Source organism: Amylibacter marinus (genome assembly GCF_030160015.1).
GTDB lineage: Bacteria > Pseudomonadota > Alphaproteobacteria > Rhodobacterales > Rhodobacteraceae > Amylibacter > Amylibacter marinus.
Map to the genome: position 1 here is coordinate 215,169 of NZ_BSNN01000008.1, position 16,963 is coordinate 232,131.

The following is a 16,963-nucleotide window of genomic DNA, read 5'->3' on the forward strand; positions in this document are numbered from 1 at the left end:
ATGACCGAAAACAAGCACACCACCCACGATGCGGCGGATGACATACGCAATGCCGACATCAAAATCTACGTGAACGGCGACATCCTACATCGCGATGACGCCAAGGTTTCTGTCTATGACAGCGGTTTTATGCTGGGCGATGGTATGTGGGAAGGAATGCGCCTCTACCATGGGAAATGGGCGTTTTTTGACGAGCACATGGATCGTTTTTTTTCCTCATGTAAAGCGATCTCATTAGAGGTTGGTATGAACCGCGCAGGCATTCTGGACGCCCTATCCAAAACCGCTGATGCCAACGACATGCATCACGACGTGCACTGCCGGCTGATGTTAACTCGTGGAACAAAAGTGAAGCCGTTTCAGCATCCCTCTCTCAGCCAATCCGGACCAACACTGGTCATCATCATGGAACATTCCAAACCCGTCGAATCCTTGCTATCGCAGGGCATTCGTTTGGCCACGGTTCCTCAGGTACGCGGGCTACCCATGGCGCAAGATGCAAAGTATAACAGCCATTCCAAGTTGAACTGCGTGATTGCCAGCCTGCAAGCGGATCAGGCCGGGGCCGACGAAGCACTGATGTTAGATCCGCATGGCTTCGTAAACACGACAAATGCCTGCAATTTTTTTATTGTTCGTAAAGGCGAGGTGTGGACCTCAACAGGCGACTATTGCATGAATGGCGTTACACGGCAGAAGGTCATCGACCTGTGCCGCAGCAATGGCATACCGGTCTTCGAGAAGAATTTCTCACTCTACGAGGCTTACGGCGCCGACGAGGCCTTCCTAACTGGTACGTTTGGGGCCCAGACCCCGGTGGGCGAAATCGATGGCAAGCGCATTGGAACTGGCAGCCATGAAATGACCATGCGGATCAGGGCCCTGTATAAGGATCTTGTGGCTGAAAACACCGCCTCGGTATGATTGAAGAGATTTCATAACATGGGCCGTTGAAGGTGGATTGCAGGTTTATCTGTACAGGCCAAGCAGCAGCGGTGACAAATCTAATCAGTCCTCCCTATCCCAGTTTTCCCGTGCCGCTCATTTTCGATTTCTCTGTTCACGTCGTTGGAGCCGAATGGCGCCTACGCTGGCCGCTCACCCCGCAATTTTTAGCGCGGATGAGACGCCAGGTATAGAATTTCAATCTAGCGGAAAAGGATGCAACCCTTCGTCTGGTAGAACCGACATCAGCGCCCCATCCAACCACCATCAACCACCAAGGTTTCCCCATTCACATAGTTTGCAGCGGAAGATGCTAGAAAGACCACTGGGCCGGCAAAATCTTTAGGAGTGCCCCAGCGCCCCTGTGGTATGCGCTCAAGAATAGATTTTGAACGCGCTGGATCGTCTTGTAGCGCCTGTGTGTTATCTGTTGCAATGTAACCAGGCGCTATTGCATTCACATTAACACCTTTAGACGCCCATTCATTTGCCAATGCTTTGGTTAATTGCCCCACCCCACCTTTGGATGCCGCATACCCCGGTACGGTGATACCGCCCTGAAATGTCAGCAAGGATGCGGTAAAGATAATCTTGCCCGAACCACGCTCGACCATGCCCCGCCCAATTTCACGAGACAATACGAACTGTGCAGACAGGTTAACCTCTAAGACCTCATCCCATAGATCATCAGAATGATCGCTTGCGGGTGCGCGTTTAATTGTGCCCGCGTTATTTACCAATATATCAGGTTTTACGCCATCGGCCTCAATTTGGGCGGCAAAATTGCGCACAGCGTTCCTATCAGAAAAATCACATTGATAGGCCTTAAAAGAGCGCCCAATTCCTTGAATTGATTTTTCAACTGCGCTGCCTTCAACTTCTAGCGACGCACTCACCCCAACAATATCAGCACCAGCCTCGGCCAATGCTTCGGCCATTCCGCGACCAATGCCCCGCTTGCAACCGGTTACCAATGCGGTTTTTCCCGTTAGGTCGAAAGTAGAAAGAACACTCATGCCAACTCTCCAACTTTAATCAAGCTTTTCATTGCTGTAGGATTGCGATCCAAATCTTCAAATGCGGCTTGGATATCCGCCAATGGGCTGATGTCTGTGATGACGGTATCTGCATCGACGCCACCGCTTTTAATAACCTTGATCGCCTTTTCATAGTCTTGCGGCTCATAGACACGCGCGCCAAGTAGCCTCAGCTCTCGCCAAAAGAATTGGAACATATCAATCGTTGGCTTGGATGCATGGATGGCCACCATAACAATACGCCCCCGTGTGGCTGCAACGGTCGTCATAGCATCGACGCCGGGCTGTGATCCGGATACTTCGAAAACGACCTCAGCGCCCTTCCCATTGGTTTTGGTATTTATTTCAGAAGCTAAATCCGCCTTTAATGGATTTATGGTGTCAAAACCCAACTTCTGGGCTATTGCTAAACGGTTCTCATTTACCTCTGAAATGGTGACCTTGCCCCCCAAGTCGCGCGCAACCATGGCAACCAGGATGCCAATCGGGCCACCGCCGATAACAACCACGTCTTCACCGTCTTTTAGCTCTGATAAGCGCACGTCGTGACAGGCAACAGCAACGGGTTCAATAAGGGCGGCATGATCCAAGCGCAAATCATCTGGTAAAATATGCAAGGTGTGCGCTGGAACCGTCCAATACTCTTGCATAGCGCCGTCCGTATCAAGACCTAAGAATTTAAGATTATGACATACATGTTCATACCCTTCGTTGCATGCAGGACAATCACCGCAATGATCCAATGGGCGCACGACAACCTTTTGTCCCAGCTGTACGTTTTCCACGCCTTCGCCCACTGCCTCGATGATACCAGACATTTCATGGCCAACAATGCGGTTCAAACCAACGCGCGCGTCCATATTGCCGTGATAGACGTGCATGTCAGTGCCACAGATACCACAGTAAGCTATACGCAGGGTTACCTCGCCCGCTTTGGGGGCTGTTTTATTCGCCTGTTCGACAACAAAAGTTTTATCGCCTCTGTAGTATGCGGCTCTCATCGTTTCGTTATTCATATATGCATTTCCTTATGGGCATTTTGCAATTTGTCCCAGTCAAACGACACACCAATACCAGGGGTATCAGGTGCGATTGCCAGATGGTCTCGAACCACCAAAGGACGGGTTGTATATTCATCGATTGGGAAGGAATGCACCTCTATCCAACCTGCATTTTCTTGGGCAGAAACAAGGCTCACATGCAACTCTTGCATGCCATGAGAACAAATCGGAATGGCGTGTTCAAGGCTAAGTTTTGCAACCTGCAACCACCCCGTAATACCACCACAATTTGACGCATCAGGTTGCAAAAACCCCAGGTTCGCTTGATCTACCGCATATTGAAACTCATGAATCGTATGCAGGTTCTCCCCCATCGCCAGCGGAATAGTGGTGGATTTGGCGATTTCAGCAAACCCTTTGTAATCATCGGGAATTGTAGGTTCTTCAAACCAAGCCAAGTTATAGGGCTCGAAGGCTTTCGCGGCCTCGATCGCCTGTGGCACCGACATCGAATAATTAGCATCTACCATGAACATGATATCGGGGCCGATCAATTCACGTACTTTCTTGATCCGCGCGATGTCCTCATCCAAGGTTGGTTGACCAATTTTGATTTTGACAGCGTTAAACCCGCGATCCAAATATCCTTGAATCGAATCCAATAACTTTGGCATAGGGAAGTTCAAATCAATCCCCCCCGCATAAGCACGACAGGCATTCGATGTGCCACCAATAACTTTCCAAAGTGGTTTACTAAGCGCTTTGCACCGCAGATCCCAAAGAGCGATATCAACCGCCGAAATCGCAAAGGATGCGATACCACCGCGTGCAACATAATGCACATGCCACTGCATCGCGTCATAAAGCTCCTCAACGTCGCGCGCATCTCTGCCAATCAAAAAACCAGCCAAATCATGCTCGATCATTGCCGCAATAGCGCGACCACCCTTACCGCCAGTATAGGTATAACCTGTGCCCTGCGATCCATCGGCTAAATGCACGGTTGCTGTCACCAACTCAAAATGCGTGTGGTCTCCGTGTTTCGCATCGGTCAATACCTCTGCAAGGGGAACATCAAAAATCCTGACTTCAACTTTGTTAATATGAGCCATATTAGTGTGTGCCCCTCTTGCCAGAGTTTGCAACTCGGCTTTGGAAAACGATCACAAAGAACAAAAATGCCCCTCGAATAATCATTTGCCAGTAGGCACTTAGGCTGATGACCCCGCGGCCATTTTCGAAATTGAGTATGTTAAAAACAAGACCAAGCAATAGCGCACCGGCAACCGTTGCCGTGATAGATCCCATACCACCCGTCAGAAGGGTACCACCAACAACAACCGAGGCAATAGCCGTCAGCTCCCAACCGATACCTTCAAGCGGTTGTCCTGCACCAAATCCAGAGGCCAGAAAAACACCAGCCATACCAGCACAACCACCGCTAAGCACATAGACAAACATTTTGGCACGCCTGACATTTAGGCCCATCATAGCGCTCGCATCTTCACCACCGCCAATCGCAAGCACAGTGCGGCCAAGTGATGTTTTTTCAAGGATGATCCAAAACAAGACAACAACAAATGCAGTGATAACAATTGTCCAAGGTAAAACGCCAAAGGCAAGTTCTAGGCCCAGCTTGGTGAAGTTTGATGACCAATCAATCGAGATCGTCTGAGCACCCGATATGACCAATGCGCCCCCTTTGGCACCCAGCATCGTTGCCAGCGTTGCAATAAAGGGTGGGATGCGCATTACGACGATGAAAAAACCATTCAAGGCACCAAAAGCAATACCGGCCAAAACCGCACCAGGTAACGCGACCTGAATCCCATAGGGCGAAAGATAAGCGGCAATCACCGATGTAAAGGCGGCAACCGACCCAACAGAAAGGTCAATTCCCCCCGCCATAATTACAAAACACATCCCAACAGAAATCACGATGAACATCGCATTGTAATTTAAAAACGATGAAACGTTGTATGTCCCACCGAAGTTTTCATAGCGCAGCAGACCAAAAATAATCAAAGCGAACAATGTGATCCAGACACCCAAATTATGGGTGTTACCCTGAATGTAGCGTCGTAAATCAAAAGCAGAAGTATCAAGCATCTGGTTCATTCCTTCCGTGCTTGTTGGACATAAACAGCAAGAATAATAATGCCCGCCTTTGCAATCAGCGCCACTTCGTCAGCTACGCCATTTGCAAGCAATGTATATTTTACCAGTTGGATGATTATAGCACCAAGGATGGCACCAAAGATTGGCGCCTTGCCGCCCTGTAATAAGGTGCCACCGACAACAGCAGCAGCAATCGCATCAAGCTCCATCAAGTTACCGATCCGCGCAGCATCGGATGCAGAATTAATCGCCACAACAATCAAGCCCGCAAGACCTGATAAACCCGCGCAGATGACATAGGCACCGATCTTGACACGTTTCACTGGAATGCCTGACAACTGCGCCGCGCGCTCATTACCACCAACTGCCAATAATTGACGACCAAAAACGGTGTATGCCATTAACCACCAAACTGCGACGGCAATGACAATCACCAGATACCCTTGAAATGGAAACCCTAGAATCTTACCAGTGCCCAGATAACTAAAGGCGGGGTTCGAAAATGTCTGAAGGTTGCCGTTTGTCAGGACCAACGCGATCCCGCGACCAGATATAAAGAAAATCAGCGTTGCAACAATGGGTTGCACATTCAGAAAACTTACCATCGCACCGTTGAACACCCCGCAAAGTAGCGCAACAAAAATCGGGACGATGATCGCCAAGGCCAAGCCCAATTCTGGATTTGCCTCTGCGAAGGCAGACGTAAATATCAAAGGCGCAATTGCACCCGCCAATGCCATGATCGCACCGACACTAAGATCAATACCCCCTGTCGCGATCACCAAGGTCATACCGACGGCAACAATAGCGATGGTTGCGACTTGGCTAATATTCACAAACAATGTTTGCGGGTGCAGGAAGTTGGGCGTAACCAAAACATTAAAAAGAAGGATCACCAACAGCGCAACAACACCGCCGTTTTGTGTAATCATACCCCAGCTAAGCTTACGCGTCGTATCAGACGCAACAGCTGTGTGGTTATCTTGTGTCATTAAGCTGTCCTCTCGTGGTGATGCGCAATGGCCGCGATAAGGCTTTCCTCGGTCACGCCTGGATTCTGTAGCTCAGAAACGGAATACCCATCTTGAAGAACAACAATGCGATCCGCGCCTTCGACGAGTTCTTCGAATTCCGAGCTAATCAGTAAAATACCAAGCCCCTTATCTACATATTCACGAATGATAGATTGAATTTCTAGCTTTGCTCCAACATCCACACCGCGCGTCGGCTCATCCAGAATAAGAATGTCAGGCTCTAAGGCCAACCAGCGTGCCAACAAAACTTTTTGCTGATTGCCGCCAGATAATTCACGTATGGGCTGTTCCATTCCAGCGGTCTTGATGCCAAGGCTCTTGATGAAGCCCTCGACAAGTTCCGTCTCTCGTTTGCGATCTACATGCCCCATTTTTTTAAGCTGGGGTAACAAGGCAAGCGTCATGTTCTCTCGCACCGACATGTGCGGAATAATACCTTCGCGTTTGCGATCTTCGGTTAAAAAGCCAACGCCTTCGGCGATCGCCTCTGCAGGTGTTTTAAACGCCGATTTTCCACCCCCGCGTGCAATGCTTCCAGATCTTAGCGTGTCTAAACCAAACAAGGCCCGTGCCGCCTCGGTTCGTCCCGATCCCAATAATCCACCCAGCCCAACAATCTCGCCCTTACGAATAGCAACGGACACATCCTTTAGCCCGCGGCCGGTTTCAATACTCTTTGCTTGCAATAGCACCTCCCCTGGTGCCTTAGAATTGCCCCCAAGCCCCGTCATGCCCGCGGCTTTAATCTCTTCTGGGTCACGCCCCAGCATTTCAGAAATCAAACCAAGTTTGGTTGTTTCAGAGATCACATGCTGTGCCACGGTTTGGCCGTCACGCATGATCGTAACGCGATCACAAATTTGATAAAGCTCGTCTAGGAAATGCGAAATATAGAGAACGGCAACGCCCTCTTTCTTTAGCTCACGGACCACACCAAACAATATCTCGATCTCTTGATCATCCAACGAAGACGTTGCTTCGTCCATGATTACAAGCTGTGCGTTCATCGAAACCGCTCGTGCAATCGCGACCAGCTGTTGGATCGCGGTCGAATAGGATCCAAGCTGTGCACGCACATCAATATCAATCCCAAAACGAGTAAGAATTTCTTGTGTTCTTTTGTGCGCTGCGGTCCAATTTATCAATCCAAGCCGCGTGCGGGGCTCGTACCCCATCATCACATTTTCGGTAACGCTACGCAGTGGAACCAAACTGAGTTCTTGGTAGATCGTTGCAATCCCTGCGTCCTGCGCTTCGCGCGGCGTCGAGATGACGGCAACATTTCCGTTTATTTTCACTTCACCGTCGTCTTTTCGATAAACACCGGTAAGAATCTTAATAAGCGTCGATTTTCCCGCACCATTTTGACCAATGATCGCGTGTACTTCGCCAGGTGTTACATTAAGATTGGCGCTTTGAAGCGCGGCGACCCCAGCAAAGGATTTTTTGATCCTGTTCATTTCAATAAGATTGGGCATCCCCAAGCCGCCTTTCGTTAGAGGACAGAGGGGCCACGAATGGCACCCTCTTCTCTGGGAAAAATTTAGTAAGCTTCGTCGATGTGATCAGCGGCATTTTCAATCGTGAAGACACGGTCTTCTACCTTGACCCAACCTGGGATTTTTTCGCCAGCAGCATATTTTTTCATGACATCACATGCCAACGGGCCAAAGAACGGGGAGCTTTCAACCGTTACACCCATTTTGCCGTCAATAATCGCCTGTAATGCGTCACGAGTACCATCGATAGAAACCACAGTGATATCCACACCTGGCTTGCGACCCGCAAGTTCTAACGCTTGGATCGCACCAATCGCCATTTCATCATTATGCGCATAAACAACATTTACGTCCGGATGCGCTTGCAGCAATGTTTCCATGACTTGGCGCCCTAGATCACGCGCAAAGTCACCGGTTTGCGAGGCAACAATTTCAAAACGATCATCTTGAAGAATACGATCATCAAAACCCTTTTTGCGATCATTCGCAGGAGAAGATCCCGTTGTGCCTTCCAGTTCAACAATCACACCCTTTTCACCGGCGAAATTATCTATAAGCCATTCGGCGGCGCGATTACCTTGTTCAATAAAATCAGACCCAAGGAATGCAACAAAATGCTCGCCCGCTTGGGCAATGTTTGAATCCACCGAGCGATCAATCAAAAATGTTGGAATGCCCGCCGCCTTGGCTTTCATTACTGCAGGAAGCAATGGCTTCTCTTCGCGTGGTGGCAAGAACAACACATCAATGCCCTGTGCAATCATAGAGTCAACATCTGCAACCTGTTTCGCCGCAGAACCCGCAGCATCTGTGGCAATCAACTCCCAACCACATGATTTTGCTGTGTCATGGAATGACTTGGTTTCAGCAATACGCCATGGGTTGTTTGATTCCATTTGCGCAAAGCCAACACGGTATGTGTCCTTAACTGCCAATGGTGGTGTATCAGCAAATGATACACCTGCACTTAGGCTTACACTCACGGCAATTGCTGCTCCAAGCAGAATTCGTCTTTTCATTAGTATTCCTCCAGTTTAATTGACGGCCTTTTCCTCCCAGCCGTAGTTTTGAATGAGGCTACCCCCAATTCATATAAAGGCTCTGCTTGCGCATATACCCATCGAAACCATATTTACCGTCTTCGCCGCCTAGCCCCGATTGCCCCCAGCCATTGTGGAAGGCATGGACTTGTTCGCCATTGGCACGGTTTACGTAAATTTCACCGAACTTAAGCGCATATGGCGTTTGCATTATGCGCCTGTGGTTTTCGGTGAATATGTAGGCAGATAAACCAAATTCTGTGTCGTTTGCCTGCGCAATCGCATGATCAAAATCATCAACCCGCATGGCCGCCACAGCAGGCCCGAACACTTCGCTTTGAACAATTGGCGAGGCATTATCTTTAACCTCAAGCACAGTCGGTGCATACCAATGCCCGCGTTTGAACCGCCCCTGCGTTAACGGGCCGCCCTCCAAAAGCACCTCGGCACCATCCGCTAGCGCGCTTTGAACGATGGATTGAACTTTATCAACCTCGACACCGCTAACCTTTGGGCCCATATCAGGGCTTTCCATCGGGTCACCAATCGTCAATGCCGCAGACTTGGCGACGAACTTCTCTAAAAATTCATCCGCAATATCTTTGTGCAGGTACATGCGCTCGTTGCAGGTGCATATCTGACCACAGTTGGTATATCTCGCAGCAACGGCCGCCTCGACCGCTTTGTCAATATTGGCATCCCCCAACACGATAAATGGTGCTTTACCACCCAATTCAAGGCGCAGCACCTTCATGCCATCGGCGGCCGCTCGGAAAATCTCTTGGCCAGCGCGATTGCTACCGGTCATTGTAACCAATGAGGTAATTGGGCTTTGCACCAACGCCTGCCCAACAACCCGACCATATCCCGTAAGAACATTGAATAGCCCCTTTGGAACCCCCGCTTGTTCTGCCAAGGAGGCGATAAATAGTCCTGACAAAGGTGTAATTTCATGCGCTAATAGGACGAAACCGTTACCCGCCACCAACGCAGGCCCCAACTTGCGTGTCGCCAGCGCCGCAGGATAATTCCAAGATGTCAGACCAACTACCACACCATAGGGATGGCGCCTAATTTGCACCTCTTCGTTCACATTGTCAGAGGCAATAATATCCCCTTCAATGCGGCGTGCATTCTCGGACGCATAATAGAGAAATGCGGCCGCCGCGGCGACTTCGCCTCTTGCTTGGTCTAGGGGCTTACCCTGCTCTGCTGTAATCAATGCCGCCAGATCGTTAGCGCGCGCTGTGATCAAATCTCCCAGCTTGCGCACAACCTGACCGCGCTGCACGGCGGGAACCTTTGCCCAAGAGGCCTGCGCTATTTGCGCCACTTCAAGGGCGCGAATAGCATCTTCCTGCGTCCCAATGGGGGTTGTCGCAATCACCTCTTCAGTTGCGGGGTTTTCCACCGCAACAGTTTCGGTTGTTGCACCTGCAACCCAATCGCCACCGATATACATTGATGCGTTCTGCACCTTTCCGGATGTCATATCGAAGTCCATCACCATTCCTTTTGGTCATACCAAACTAAGGCAGTTGTCGGTCATCCTGTTAAATTCGTCAAGCATTTTCTAAAAATATGTTACTCTTGCTGATTTTGGTATGATCATATACACTATATATCTGTACACAGCAACGTATGCGTTAGCCTGAACCCTTTCGCGGCCAATTGCACCACCACATAGGAGTAGTAACATCGACACATTTGATTTCATTGTTGTTGGCGGCGGCGCATCGGGCTGTGTAGTCGCCGCGCGCTTGGCATCCGAGGGCGATTACAAAGTTCTGTTACTTGAGGCTGGTTACTCAAATAAACACCCCTTGCTGGATATGCCTCCTGGAATTTTTAAAATGATCAACGGTACGAAATATATGCGATACCACAAAACCGTGGCGCAACCGCATCTGAATAACCGCGTACATGAAATACCACAGGGGCATGTGTTGGGCGGCGGATCTTCTGTCAACGCACAGGTTTATATGCGTGGTCGCCCAGCCGATTATGATGACTGGCACAGTGAACTTCGGGGCAGCAATGATGGGGTAGATTGGGATTGGAATGCCGTTTTACCCCACTTTAGAAATATGGAAGACAACAATAGATTGAACAATGATCTGCACGGATCAGGTGGCGCGCTTCTCGTGTCTGATCCCGGCCATGTTGATCACCTTTCACGCCTTTTCGTAAAATCGGTTCAGGGCTTGGGCGAGCCGTTTACGCCAGATTTTAACGGCAAGCGGCAACGGGGCGTTGGTTTTTATCAATTTATGAACAGAAACGGCCGCCGCTCCTCGGCAGCATATGCATATATCACCCCCCAAGAATCCAACCCAAATTTGACAATCCGATTGCAAGCCGAAGTGCATTCGCTTGTGATCGAAAACGACACAGCAATCGGTGTTAAATATGCCGACAAATCCGGTCGAATACACACCGTCCACTGCACCCGCGAGGTCGTCCTAGCAGCAGGGTCCCTGATCACCCCCAAAATACTGATGCTTTCAGGAATCGGCCCGCGTGAACACCTAGAAGACATCGGTATCACCTGCAAAAATCACCTAGCTGGCGTCGGTCAGAACTTGATCGACCATCCCGAAGTCCCCATTACCGCACGTGTTAAGGGTAAACATGGCTATTACAAACAAGGCGAAGGATGGCGAATGCTCAAAAACGGTCTGCAATTCAAAATGTTTGGCAGCGGCCCTATTACGTCTGCGGGTGTCGAAGCCGGTGCATTTGTTAATCCAACCAGCCCCAATGACCCGCCCACTATACAAGCCTTTTGCGTCCCGATCGTCTATGTGGATCGTGATACGCGTGATCTGGTTCAAGACGGCTATGGCCTGACGGTGACCACAGTCGTGGTAAAGCCAAAATCACGCGGCACGGTTAAACTTGCCTCGGCAAATCCCAAAGATATGCCACTGGTTTCGCCGAACTTGTTAAAACACTCAGATGATATGGATGCGATGATTGAGGGACAGAAGTTTTTCCTACGCGCATTTGACACAATGCCGCTTTCAGAACACGTTGACAGGGTCATGCTTCCGGATCCAAAAGAAAAAAGCGACGAAGCCCTGCGAAATTACTGTAAGCGCTTTGTCAAAACCAACTATCACCCAGCGGGCACCGCGCGAATGGGCAAAGACGGAGACCCCATGGCCGTGTTAGACCCACGCATGCGCGTTCGCGGCATCAAGGGGCTACGTGTTTGTGACCTGTCAGCCATGCCCAACATAAATGCAGGTAATACACAAGCACCGGCAATGATGATGGGTGATCGATGTGCTGATATAATTATGGGACACATTTAACACTTGGCACCTAAATCCAGAATTCACATATGGGCCGAGCTCATCTACACCAAGGAAACGGGATGTTGTCTACGCTCGTTAATATGCAACACAAACCTATGGTCACCAAAGGAGAACTTTCTTGTCAGATAAAGACAACACCGACCGCGCAGCGGATCTTGTGGTTCGCCAACTTTCCCTTAAAATACAATCAGGGGAACTAAAGGACGGACAAACCTTGCCCGCAGAGCGCGATCTGATGGAAGAATTCGGCATCAGTCGCACCGTAGTTCGCGAGGCAGTTGTTGCTCTTTCAAACAAGGGTTTAGTAGAAGCGCGACCACGTTACCGCCCCGTAGTTCGCAAACCTGGATACGATGCCGCGTTCAATGCATTAGAAAGCATTGTCACGCATCTCTTGCACGAACCAGGTGGTGTAAAGAACCTGTTCGACACCCGTATTATGATTGAATCGATGTTGGTACGCGAAGCCGCAAAGGACGCCGACAAATCAGACATCGCAAGGCTTAAAGAGGCACTTGCAGCAAACAAAGAGTCCATTGAAAACAGCGCCGCTTTCTATCAAACCGATATTGATTTTCACAAGGTTCTTTATGGCATCTCGCGCAATCCGGTTTTGCCCGCAATAAACAAAGCATACACAACATGGCTTGCCCCACATTGGTCAAAGATGCCGCGACTCCCATCACGCAATGAAGCAAATTACCAAGCACATCTCGCAATTTTTGATGCAATCCTGATGCGCGACGCAGATCTGGCAGAGGCTGCGCTACGCGATCATCTGCAGAATGCTTGGTCACAAGTAAGAGAAACTTTCGGAGATATATAATAGCGAACTTGTCCCATTTAGTGCCGCTCCAAGTTTTCATTTAGGCCGCCATTCGCTCGAAAGCCAAGGGGCTTTTCCATCCTACGGTCGAAAGTTTTCGACATGGATCTGACCTGCGCCTCTAAAATTCCCCCAAAATGATGCAGAGTCTGCCCAAGCAAAGGACAAACCTATGAAGAGGCGATTTACCGACGAACAGATAATATCAATCTTGAAGGAACAGGAGGTTGGTGAGCGGACTGCAGACCTATGCAGAAGGCACAGGACCAGCGAGGCGACGTTATACAAGTCCAAGGCCAAGTGCGGCGGAATAGAGCCATCCGATGCGCGCAAACTGAAGGCGCTGGAAAGCTGTAACGCCAGACCGCGTGATGAATTGCTGAATGGAGAAATATGCTACACACTCAAAGAAGCGCAGATCATCATTGAAAATGGAGGAATCTCTACAACACAGAAAGCCCCCACAGCGCACTGGGATACAAACCATCAGCGCCAAAAAGCATCATGCTAGACCAAAGGCCGATCATGCACCGATATTAAACATGAACCAACTCGGCGGGGCTAAGCCACGCATGGCATTTCAGGTAATTGAACAACATAGGGAAGCGGCTACCCTGTCAGCATAAATTACATTTTCTTTTCAATTCAGGTACGACTTTTCTCAAACTCCGTCCATGCAGCTTCAAATTTATCGAAGTCAAAGTTGGGTTCAGATGCGGGGCCAATAATAAGATGTTCAGTGGACAAAAGTTTTTCGATTGCGGCTTCCAATTTACCGATCACGTCACGCGGAACAACGACTGCGCCATGGCGATCTGCATGAACTAAATCACCTTCTTCAACGCATAGCCCAAACACATTTACAGGTGTGCCAATCTCACGGACATGAACAAACCCATGGCTAGGCCCAATTGATCCTGCAACCACGGGAAACCCATCTGGCATATCGCCCAAGTCGCGCATCACACCATTCGTCAAGGTCCCTGCCATACCAAACCCTTTGTGGATTGTTGTATTAACCTCGCCCCAATAGGCACCAATACAATCGGGATAATCCACATCTTCGATCACAACAACTGACGGTGCTGGCGCCTCTGCCATGTACCTGTAATAATCCATGCGTCTTTTTTTGATGACATCAGTCGGTTCGCTTGGCGGGTTAACAGCTGCAATTTTTGCAGTTCGCGCAAAGCCGACAATGGGCGGCTCGTCTGGCGCGCTGCATAACATCGTCCCACGGGTAAATGCGGAAAACCCGCGTTTACCTTGCGCAACTTCGATAGCATTGCAAACCGTCGGCGTGTCTACAGATCTTAGTTTTTTAAGTAGGGATGGGGTCATACTGCCTCTAACCAGCTTCGCAATGCGGCTGTCGTTTGGGTTGGGTTTTCAAGTGTTGGCAAATGGGCCGCGTTTTCAATCAGTGTTAGTGTGGCGTTTGGAATAATGTTCGCCATCTCCTCGTGTCTTGATACTGGGCATAATTGGTCATACGCTCCGCACATGACTAAAACCGGACAGGAGATCGCCGCTAACGTATCGCTTTGATCGCGTCGATCCATTAGGGCGTTGGACTGGTTGACAAATGCCTCCGCACCTAAATCCATCGCCATGTCCATACAAATATCCAAAATACGTGATTTGTTTGGCCCATCTACCAAGTAGCGAGGTTTCATTTCTTCGCGCATTACCGCCGACAAGCGTCCCGTGTTGGCCGCCTCAATTTGCGGAGCCCGCGCCTGCTTCACCGCATCCAATTCCGCCCGGTGATTGGTATCCATCAATGCTAGGCGTCGAACGCGTTTAGGTGCCAATCGCATGATTTCCATGGCAATAATACCGCCCATGGACAATCCCGCTAAGTCAAACTGATCTGGTGCTTGTTGTAGAACATTTTGCGCCATATCCGTCATACTATTCTCGCGGACGGGCGTATAAACAACAGTATCGTCAAAGGCTTCGATCTGTGGCGCAAACAATCGTTCATCGCACATCATTCCAGGCAACAAAACCAACGTCATAATCAGCCACTCACCAGCGCCGCGCCATCAACAAGACTGGCCAATTTAGCATAGGCAATATCCGGATCAACCGCACCAAATCCGGCAAAGGTGCCAAATCCGCAATCTGATCCAGCAATAACACGATCCGCCCCGACAATCGAAACAAAGCGCTCAATGCGCTGCGCCACCAATTCCGGGTGTTCAACAAAGTTAGTTGTCGTATCAACCACACCTGGCACCAAAACTTTATTTTCTGGAATTTCTGATTTACGGTTTTGAAAGACCGTCCACTCATGCGCATGGCGAGGGTTGGATGTTTCGAATAACACATATTGCGGCTTGGCGGACATCAATGTCGAAAACACTGTATCCATCGGGATATCGCAACAATGCGGCCCCTCATAATTCCCCCAACAAATATGCAAACGTATTTTCTCGGCTGGAATGTTTTCCAATGCATGGTTTAACGCTTCAACATGCATTGCCGCGACTTTCAGAAACTCTGCATCACTTAGATCGTTAAACAACATGTGCCGCGACAGTGCTAAATCTGGGCAGTCCAGTTGCAAATCTAACCCCGATGCAACAATCGTTTCATACTCATCCCGCATGGCATCTGCCAAAGCCGCCAAATAAGCTTCGCGAGTTTTGTAAAAATCGTTTTGCAAAAACAATGAAATCACGCCCGGTGACGCCGCATTCATGAAACCACGCGTAACACCGTGTTTCGCCATCCCAGCCTTTAGGTTGTCGATGTCCTTTTGCAATTCTCCTTGACCTTTGGATTTCACCTCGCCCGTACACATTGGTCGGGCATATTGCGGTGTTCCACCATCATCGGCCAATCGCTTTAGAAACCCGGGAAACATTTTTAGATCCTCTGGCGCATTGCGTTCACTGTCACCCGAAAATCCCGTGTAGCGATCCTTCACATAGGTCGCATAGGAAATTTTGGACGTCTCGCCATCACTCACAATATCAATACCAGCTTTCGCTTGTTTACCAACTGTGTCATCCACTGCCGCCGTCATCGTGGCATCAAAAGCGGCAGTGTCGTATTCTTTGCCATTTTCCCGCGCAAAAATAAAATCAACCACTTCTTGGCTGCGTGGCAGGCTACCCACATGTGAGGTTAGTATTTTTGTCAATTTCTATCCCTTTCAAAAACTACAGGTTTGTCCACGTCGGGCCGGCAGGGTCGTCATTCGAAATTATACGATAAAGGCTGGCTTCACCCGTCATTGAAGGTGCCAAGAGATGCTTGAAATTTGCCGGCAGCAAACATGTATCACCAGGGTTCAACGTGGCTGAGCCCCCTTCCCATTCAAGTTTCCAATGCCCCCGCACCGGCATCAGAACAACATTATCTTGGAATTCAATTTCTTCGCCTTTCAGCGAACCACGTGACACGAAATCAATTTCAAATCCCGGTTTGTCACGCAGGATGCCATCTTCGGCGATAACTTTGGCAGGTGCATTTCGGGACAACCCCATCAAATCGAGGTACCTCGCGACATACTGTGGGATAACCTCGGTGGATGTTGGTTCTGGAATTCGTTCCAACAAATCCTCCGTTAAGGTTTTCATTGGCGCAACATTATCGGGTAGCTCCTGACCCTGTTTGGTGTCGTACAAACGCCCATTTTCACCCAGAACCAAACCGTGATCCGCCGCATCTTCAATCACCTGTGGGGCCCAGGTTACGCCGCCACCCGCATCATCACCGCCAAGAACTGCCATGATCATCCCATAGTCGGTGCCAATGTTCTCAAAACCGCGGAAAATTCCGGTTGGAATATTGAAAATATCACCTTCTTCCAACGTCACCTCACCGGCTGTACCCCAACGTCCCCAGAAAAAACGCCATCTTCCCTTTAGAACAAAAAACACCTCGGCTGTTGTGTGAGTATGCAATGAATTTCTACACTTTGGTGGCTGGCCGGCGGCGCCGATGTTAAACCCTGGCGTGTCACGAATGTGAACATGTTGATCCGCGCTTTCGCTGACACCGCCACCAATAATCGTAAAGTTTTCTTTTTGATCGCTTCCAGGCGTGTGTGCATCAATGAATGCGGTTTTACATGGCATCAATTCGCCATATCTTACGATGCGTGCTTCCATTTCTGTCGGTGTCATCACT

The 16,963-nt window shown here is 49.5% G+C and carries 15 protein-coding genes and 2 pseudogenes; 5 read left to right on the forward strand and 12 right to left on the reverse strand.

Going from position 1 to position 16,963, the window contains the following annotated elements; genetic code table 11:
* Nucleotides 1-924: an aminotransferase class IV gene (locus QQL62_RS12495; RefSeq protein ID WP_284379796.1), complete on the forward strand. Its 924-nt coding sequence runs from the start codon at nt 1-3 to the stop codon at nt 922-924.
* A gap of 266 nt (nt 925-1,190) precedes the next feature.
* Here the strand turns inward: QQL62_RS12495 and QQL62_RS12500 are convergent, their stop codons facing one another.
* The 8 genes from QQL62_RS12500 to QQL62_RS12535 form a co-directional block, all read right to left on the reverse strand.
* A complete protein-coding gene (locus tag QQL62_RS12500) occupies nt 1,191-1,961 on the reverse strand; it encodes an SDR family oxidoreductase (RefSeq protein ID WP_284379798.1) in 771 nt (256 codons plus the stop codon).
* Nucleotides 1,958-2,998, reverse strand: a complete 1,041-nt coding sequence (locus tag QQL62_RS12505; RefSeq protein ID WP_284379801.1) for a zinc-dependent alcohol dehydrogenase — start codon at nt 2,996-2,998, stop codon at nt 1,958-1,960. Before QQL62_RS12505 ends, QQL62_RS12500 begins: the two co-directional genes overlap by 4 nt.
* Complete coding sequence (locus QQL62_RS12510; protein ID WP_284379803.1) at nt 2,995-4,095, reverse strand: mandelate racemase/muconate lactonizing enzyme family protein; 1,101 nt, start codon at nt 4,093-4,095, stop codon at nt 2,995-2,997. The genes QQL62_RS12505 and QQL62_RS12510 overlap by 4 nt, the downstream gene beginning before the upstream one ends.
* A gap of 1 nt (nt 4,096) precedes the next feature.
* The gene (locus QQL62_RS12515; RefSeq protein WP_284379806.1) at nt 4,097-5,092 is read right to left on the reverse strand and encodes an ABC transporter permease; all 996 of its coding nucleotides are present in this window, start codon (nt 5,090-5,092) and stop codon (nt 4,097-4,099) included.
* A 5-nt stretch (nt 5,093-5,097) separates the two neighbouring features.
* On the reverse strand, nt 5,098-6,093 hold the full coding sequence (locus QQL62_RS12520; protein ID WP_284379808.1) for an ABC transporter permease: 996 nt from the start codon (nt 6,091-6,093) through the stop codon (nt 5,098-5,100).
* Entirely contained in the window at nt 6,093-7,613 is a 1,521-nt protein-coding gene (locus QQL62_RS12525; protein WP_284379811.1) for a sugar ABC transporter ATP-binding protein, read from the reverse strand. The genes QQL62_RS12520 and QQL62_RS12525 overlap by 1 nt, the downstream gene beginning before the upstream one ends.
* A 65-nt stretch (nt 7,614-7,678) precedes the next feature.
* The gene (locus QQL62_RS12530) at nt 7,679-8,653 is read right to left on the reverse strand and encodes an ABC transporter substrate-binding protein (RefSeq protein WP_284379813.1); all 975 of its coding nucleotides are present in this window, start codon (nt 8,651-8,653) and stop codon (nt 7,679-7,681) included.
* A gap of 58 nt (nt 8,654-8,711) precedes the next feature.
* Nucleotides 8,712-10,178 (reverse strand): aldehyde dehydrogenase family protein, encoded by a 1,467-nt coding sequence (locus tag QQL62_RS12535; protein ID WP_284379815.1) that lies wholly within the window; start codon nt 10,176-10,178, stop codon nt 8,712-8,714.
* 211 nt (nt 10,179-10,389) lie between these two features.
* On the opposite strand from QQL62_RS12535, the gene QQL62_RS12540 reads away from it, so the two are divergent.
* From QQL62_RS12540 to QQL62_RS12555, 4 genes and pseudogenes are all read left to right on the forward strand, one after another.
* The gene (locus QQL62_RS12540) at nt 10,390-11,991 is read left to right on the forward strand and encodes a GMC family oxidoreductase (protein ID WP_284380068.1); all 1,602 of its coding nucleotides are present in this window, start codon (nt 10,390-10,392) and stop codon (nt 11,989-11,991) included.
* A 121-nt stretch (nt 11,992-12,112) separates the two neighbouring features.
* Nucleotides 12,113-12,820, forward strand: a complete 708-nt coding sequence (locus tag QQL62_RS12545) for a FadR/GntR family transcriptional regulator (RefSeq protein WP_284379817.1) — start codon at nt 12,113-12,115, stop codon at nt 12,818-12,820.
* A gap of 172 nt (nt 12,821-12,992) precedes the next feature.
* Nucleotides 12,993-13,184: pseudogene (locus QQL62_RS12550) on the forward strand (transposase); the annotation flags it as partial.
* Nucleotides 13,167-13,321: pseudogene (locus tag QQL62_RS12555) on the forward strand (integrase core domain-containing protein); the annotation flags it as partial. The pseudogenes QQL62_RS12550 and QQL62_RS12555, both read left to right, overlap by 18 nt.
* Nucleotides 13,322-13,465: 144 nt before the next feature.
* Here the strand turns inward: QQL62_RS12555 and QQL62_RS12560 are convergent.
* The 4 genes from QQL62_RS12560 to QQL62_RS12575 are packed head-to-tail and all read right to left on the reverse strand — an operon-like array spanning nt 13,466 to nt 16,959.
* Nucleotides 13,466-14,161, reverse strand: coding sequence for an RraA family protein (locus tag QQL62_RS12560; RefSeq protein ID WP_284379819.1), 696 nt, complete (start codon nt 14,159-14,161; stop codon nt 13,466-13,468).
* The gene (locus tag QQL62_RS12565; protein WP_348520668.1) at nt 14,158-14,841 is read right to left on the reverse strand and encodes an alpha/beta fold hydrolase; all 684 of its coding nucleotides are present in this window, start codon (nt 14,839-14,841) and stop codon (nt 14,158-14,160) included. Before QQL62_RS12565 ends, QQL62_RS12560 begins: the two co-directional genes overlap by 4 nt.
* 2 nt (nt 14,842-14,843) lie before the next feature.
* A complete protein-coding gene (locus QQL62_RS12570) occupies nt 14,844-15,971 on the reverse strand; it encodes a cobalamin-independent methionine synthase II family protein (protein ID WP_284379821.1) in 1,128 nt (375 codons plus the stop codon).
* A gap of 19 nt (nt 15,972-15,990) precedes the next feature.
* Nucleotides 15,991-16,959: a cupin domain-containing protein gene (locus tag QQL62_RS12575; protein WP_284379823.1), complete on the reverse strand. Its 969-nt coding sequence runs from the start codon at nt 16,957-16,959 to the stop codon at nt 15,991-15,993.
* Nucleotides 16,960-16,963 lie beyond the last annotated feature (4 nt).

Coding starts and splice junctions, on each gene's coding strand:
- QQL62_RS12495 (WP_284379796.1), top strand. CDS start 1: ATGACCGAAAACAAGCACACCACCCACGATGCGGCGGATGACATACGC.
- QQL62_RS12500 (WP_284379798.1), bottom strand. CDS start 1,961: ATGAGTGTTCTTTCTACTTTCGACCTAACGGGAAAAACCGCATTGGTA.
- QQL62_RS12505 (WP_284379801.1), bottom strand. CDS start 2,998: ATGAATAACGAAACGATGAGAGCCGCATACTACAGAGGCGATAAAACT.
- QQL62_RS12510 (WP_284379803.1), bottom strand. CDS start 4,095: ATGGCTCATATTAACAAAGTTGAAGTCAGGATTTTTGATGTTCCCCTT.
- QQL62_RS12515 (WP_284379806.1), bottom strand. CDS start 5,092: ATGCTTGATACTTCTGCTTTTGATTTACGACGCTACATTCAGGGTAAC.
- QQL62_RS12520 (WP_284379808.1), bottom strand. CDS start 6,093: ATGACACAAGATAACCACACAGCTGTTGCGTCTGATACGACGCGTAAG.
- QQL62_RS12525 (WP_284379811.1), bottom strand. CDS start 7,613: ATGCCCAATCTTATTGAAATGAACAGGATCAAAAAATCCTTTGCTGGG.
- QQL62_RS12530 (WP_284379813.1), bottom strand. CDS start 8,653: ATGAAAAGACGAATTCTGCTTGGAGCAGCAATTGCCGTGAGTGTAAGC.
- QQL62_RS12535 (WP_284379815.1), bottom strand. CDS start 10,178: ATGGACTTCGATATGACATCCGGAAAGGTGCAGAACGCATCAATGTAT.
- QQL62_RS12560 (WP_284379819.1), bottom strand. CDS start 14,161: ATGACCCCATCCCTACTTAAAAAACTAAGATCTGTAGACACGCCGACG.
- QQL62_RS12565 (WP_348520668.1), bottom strand. CDS start 14,841: ATGACGTTGGTTTTGTTGCCTGGAATGATGTGCGATGAACGATTGTTT.
- QQL62_RS12575 (WP_284379823.1), bottom strand. CDS start 16,959: ATGACACCGACAGAAATGGAAGCACGCATCGTAAGATATGGCGAATTG.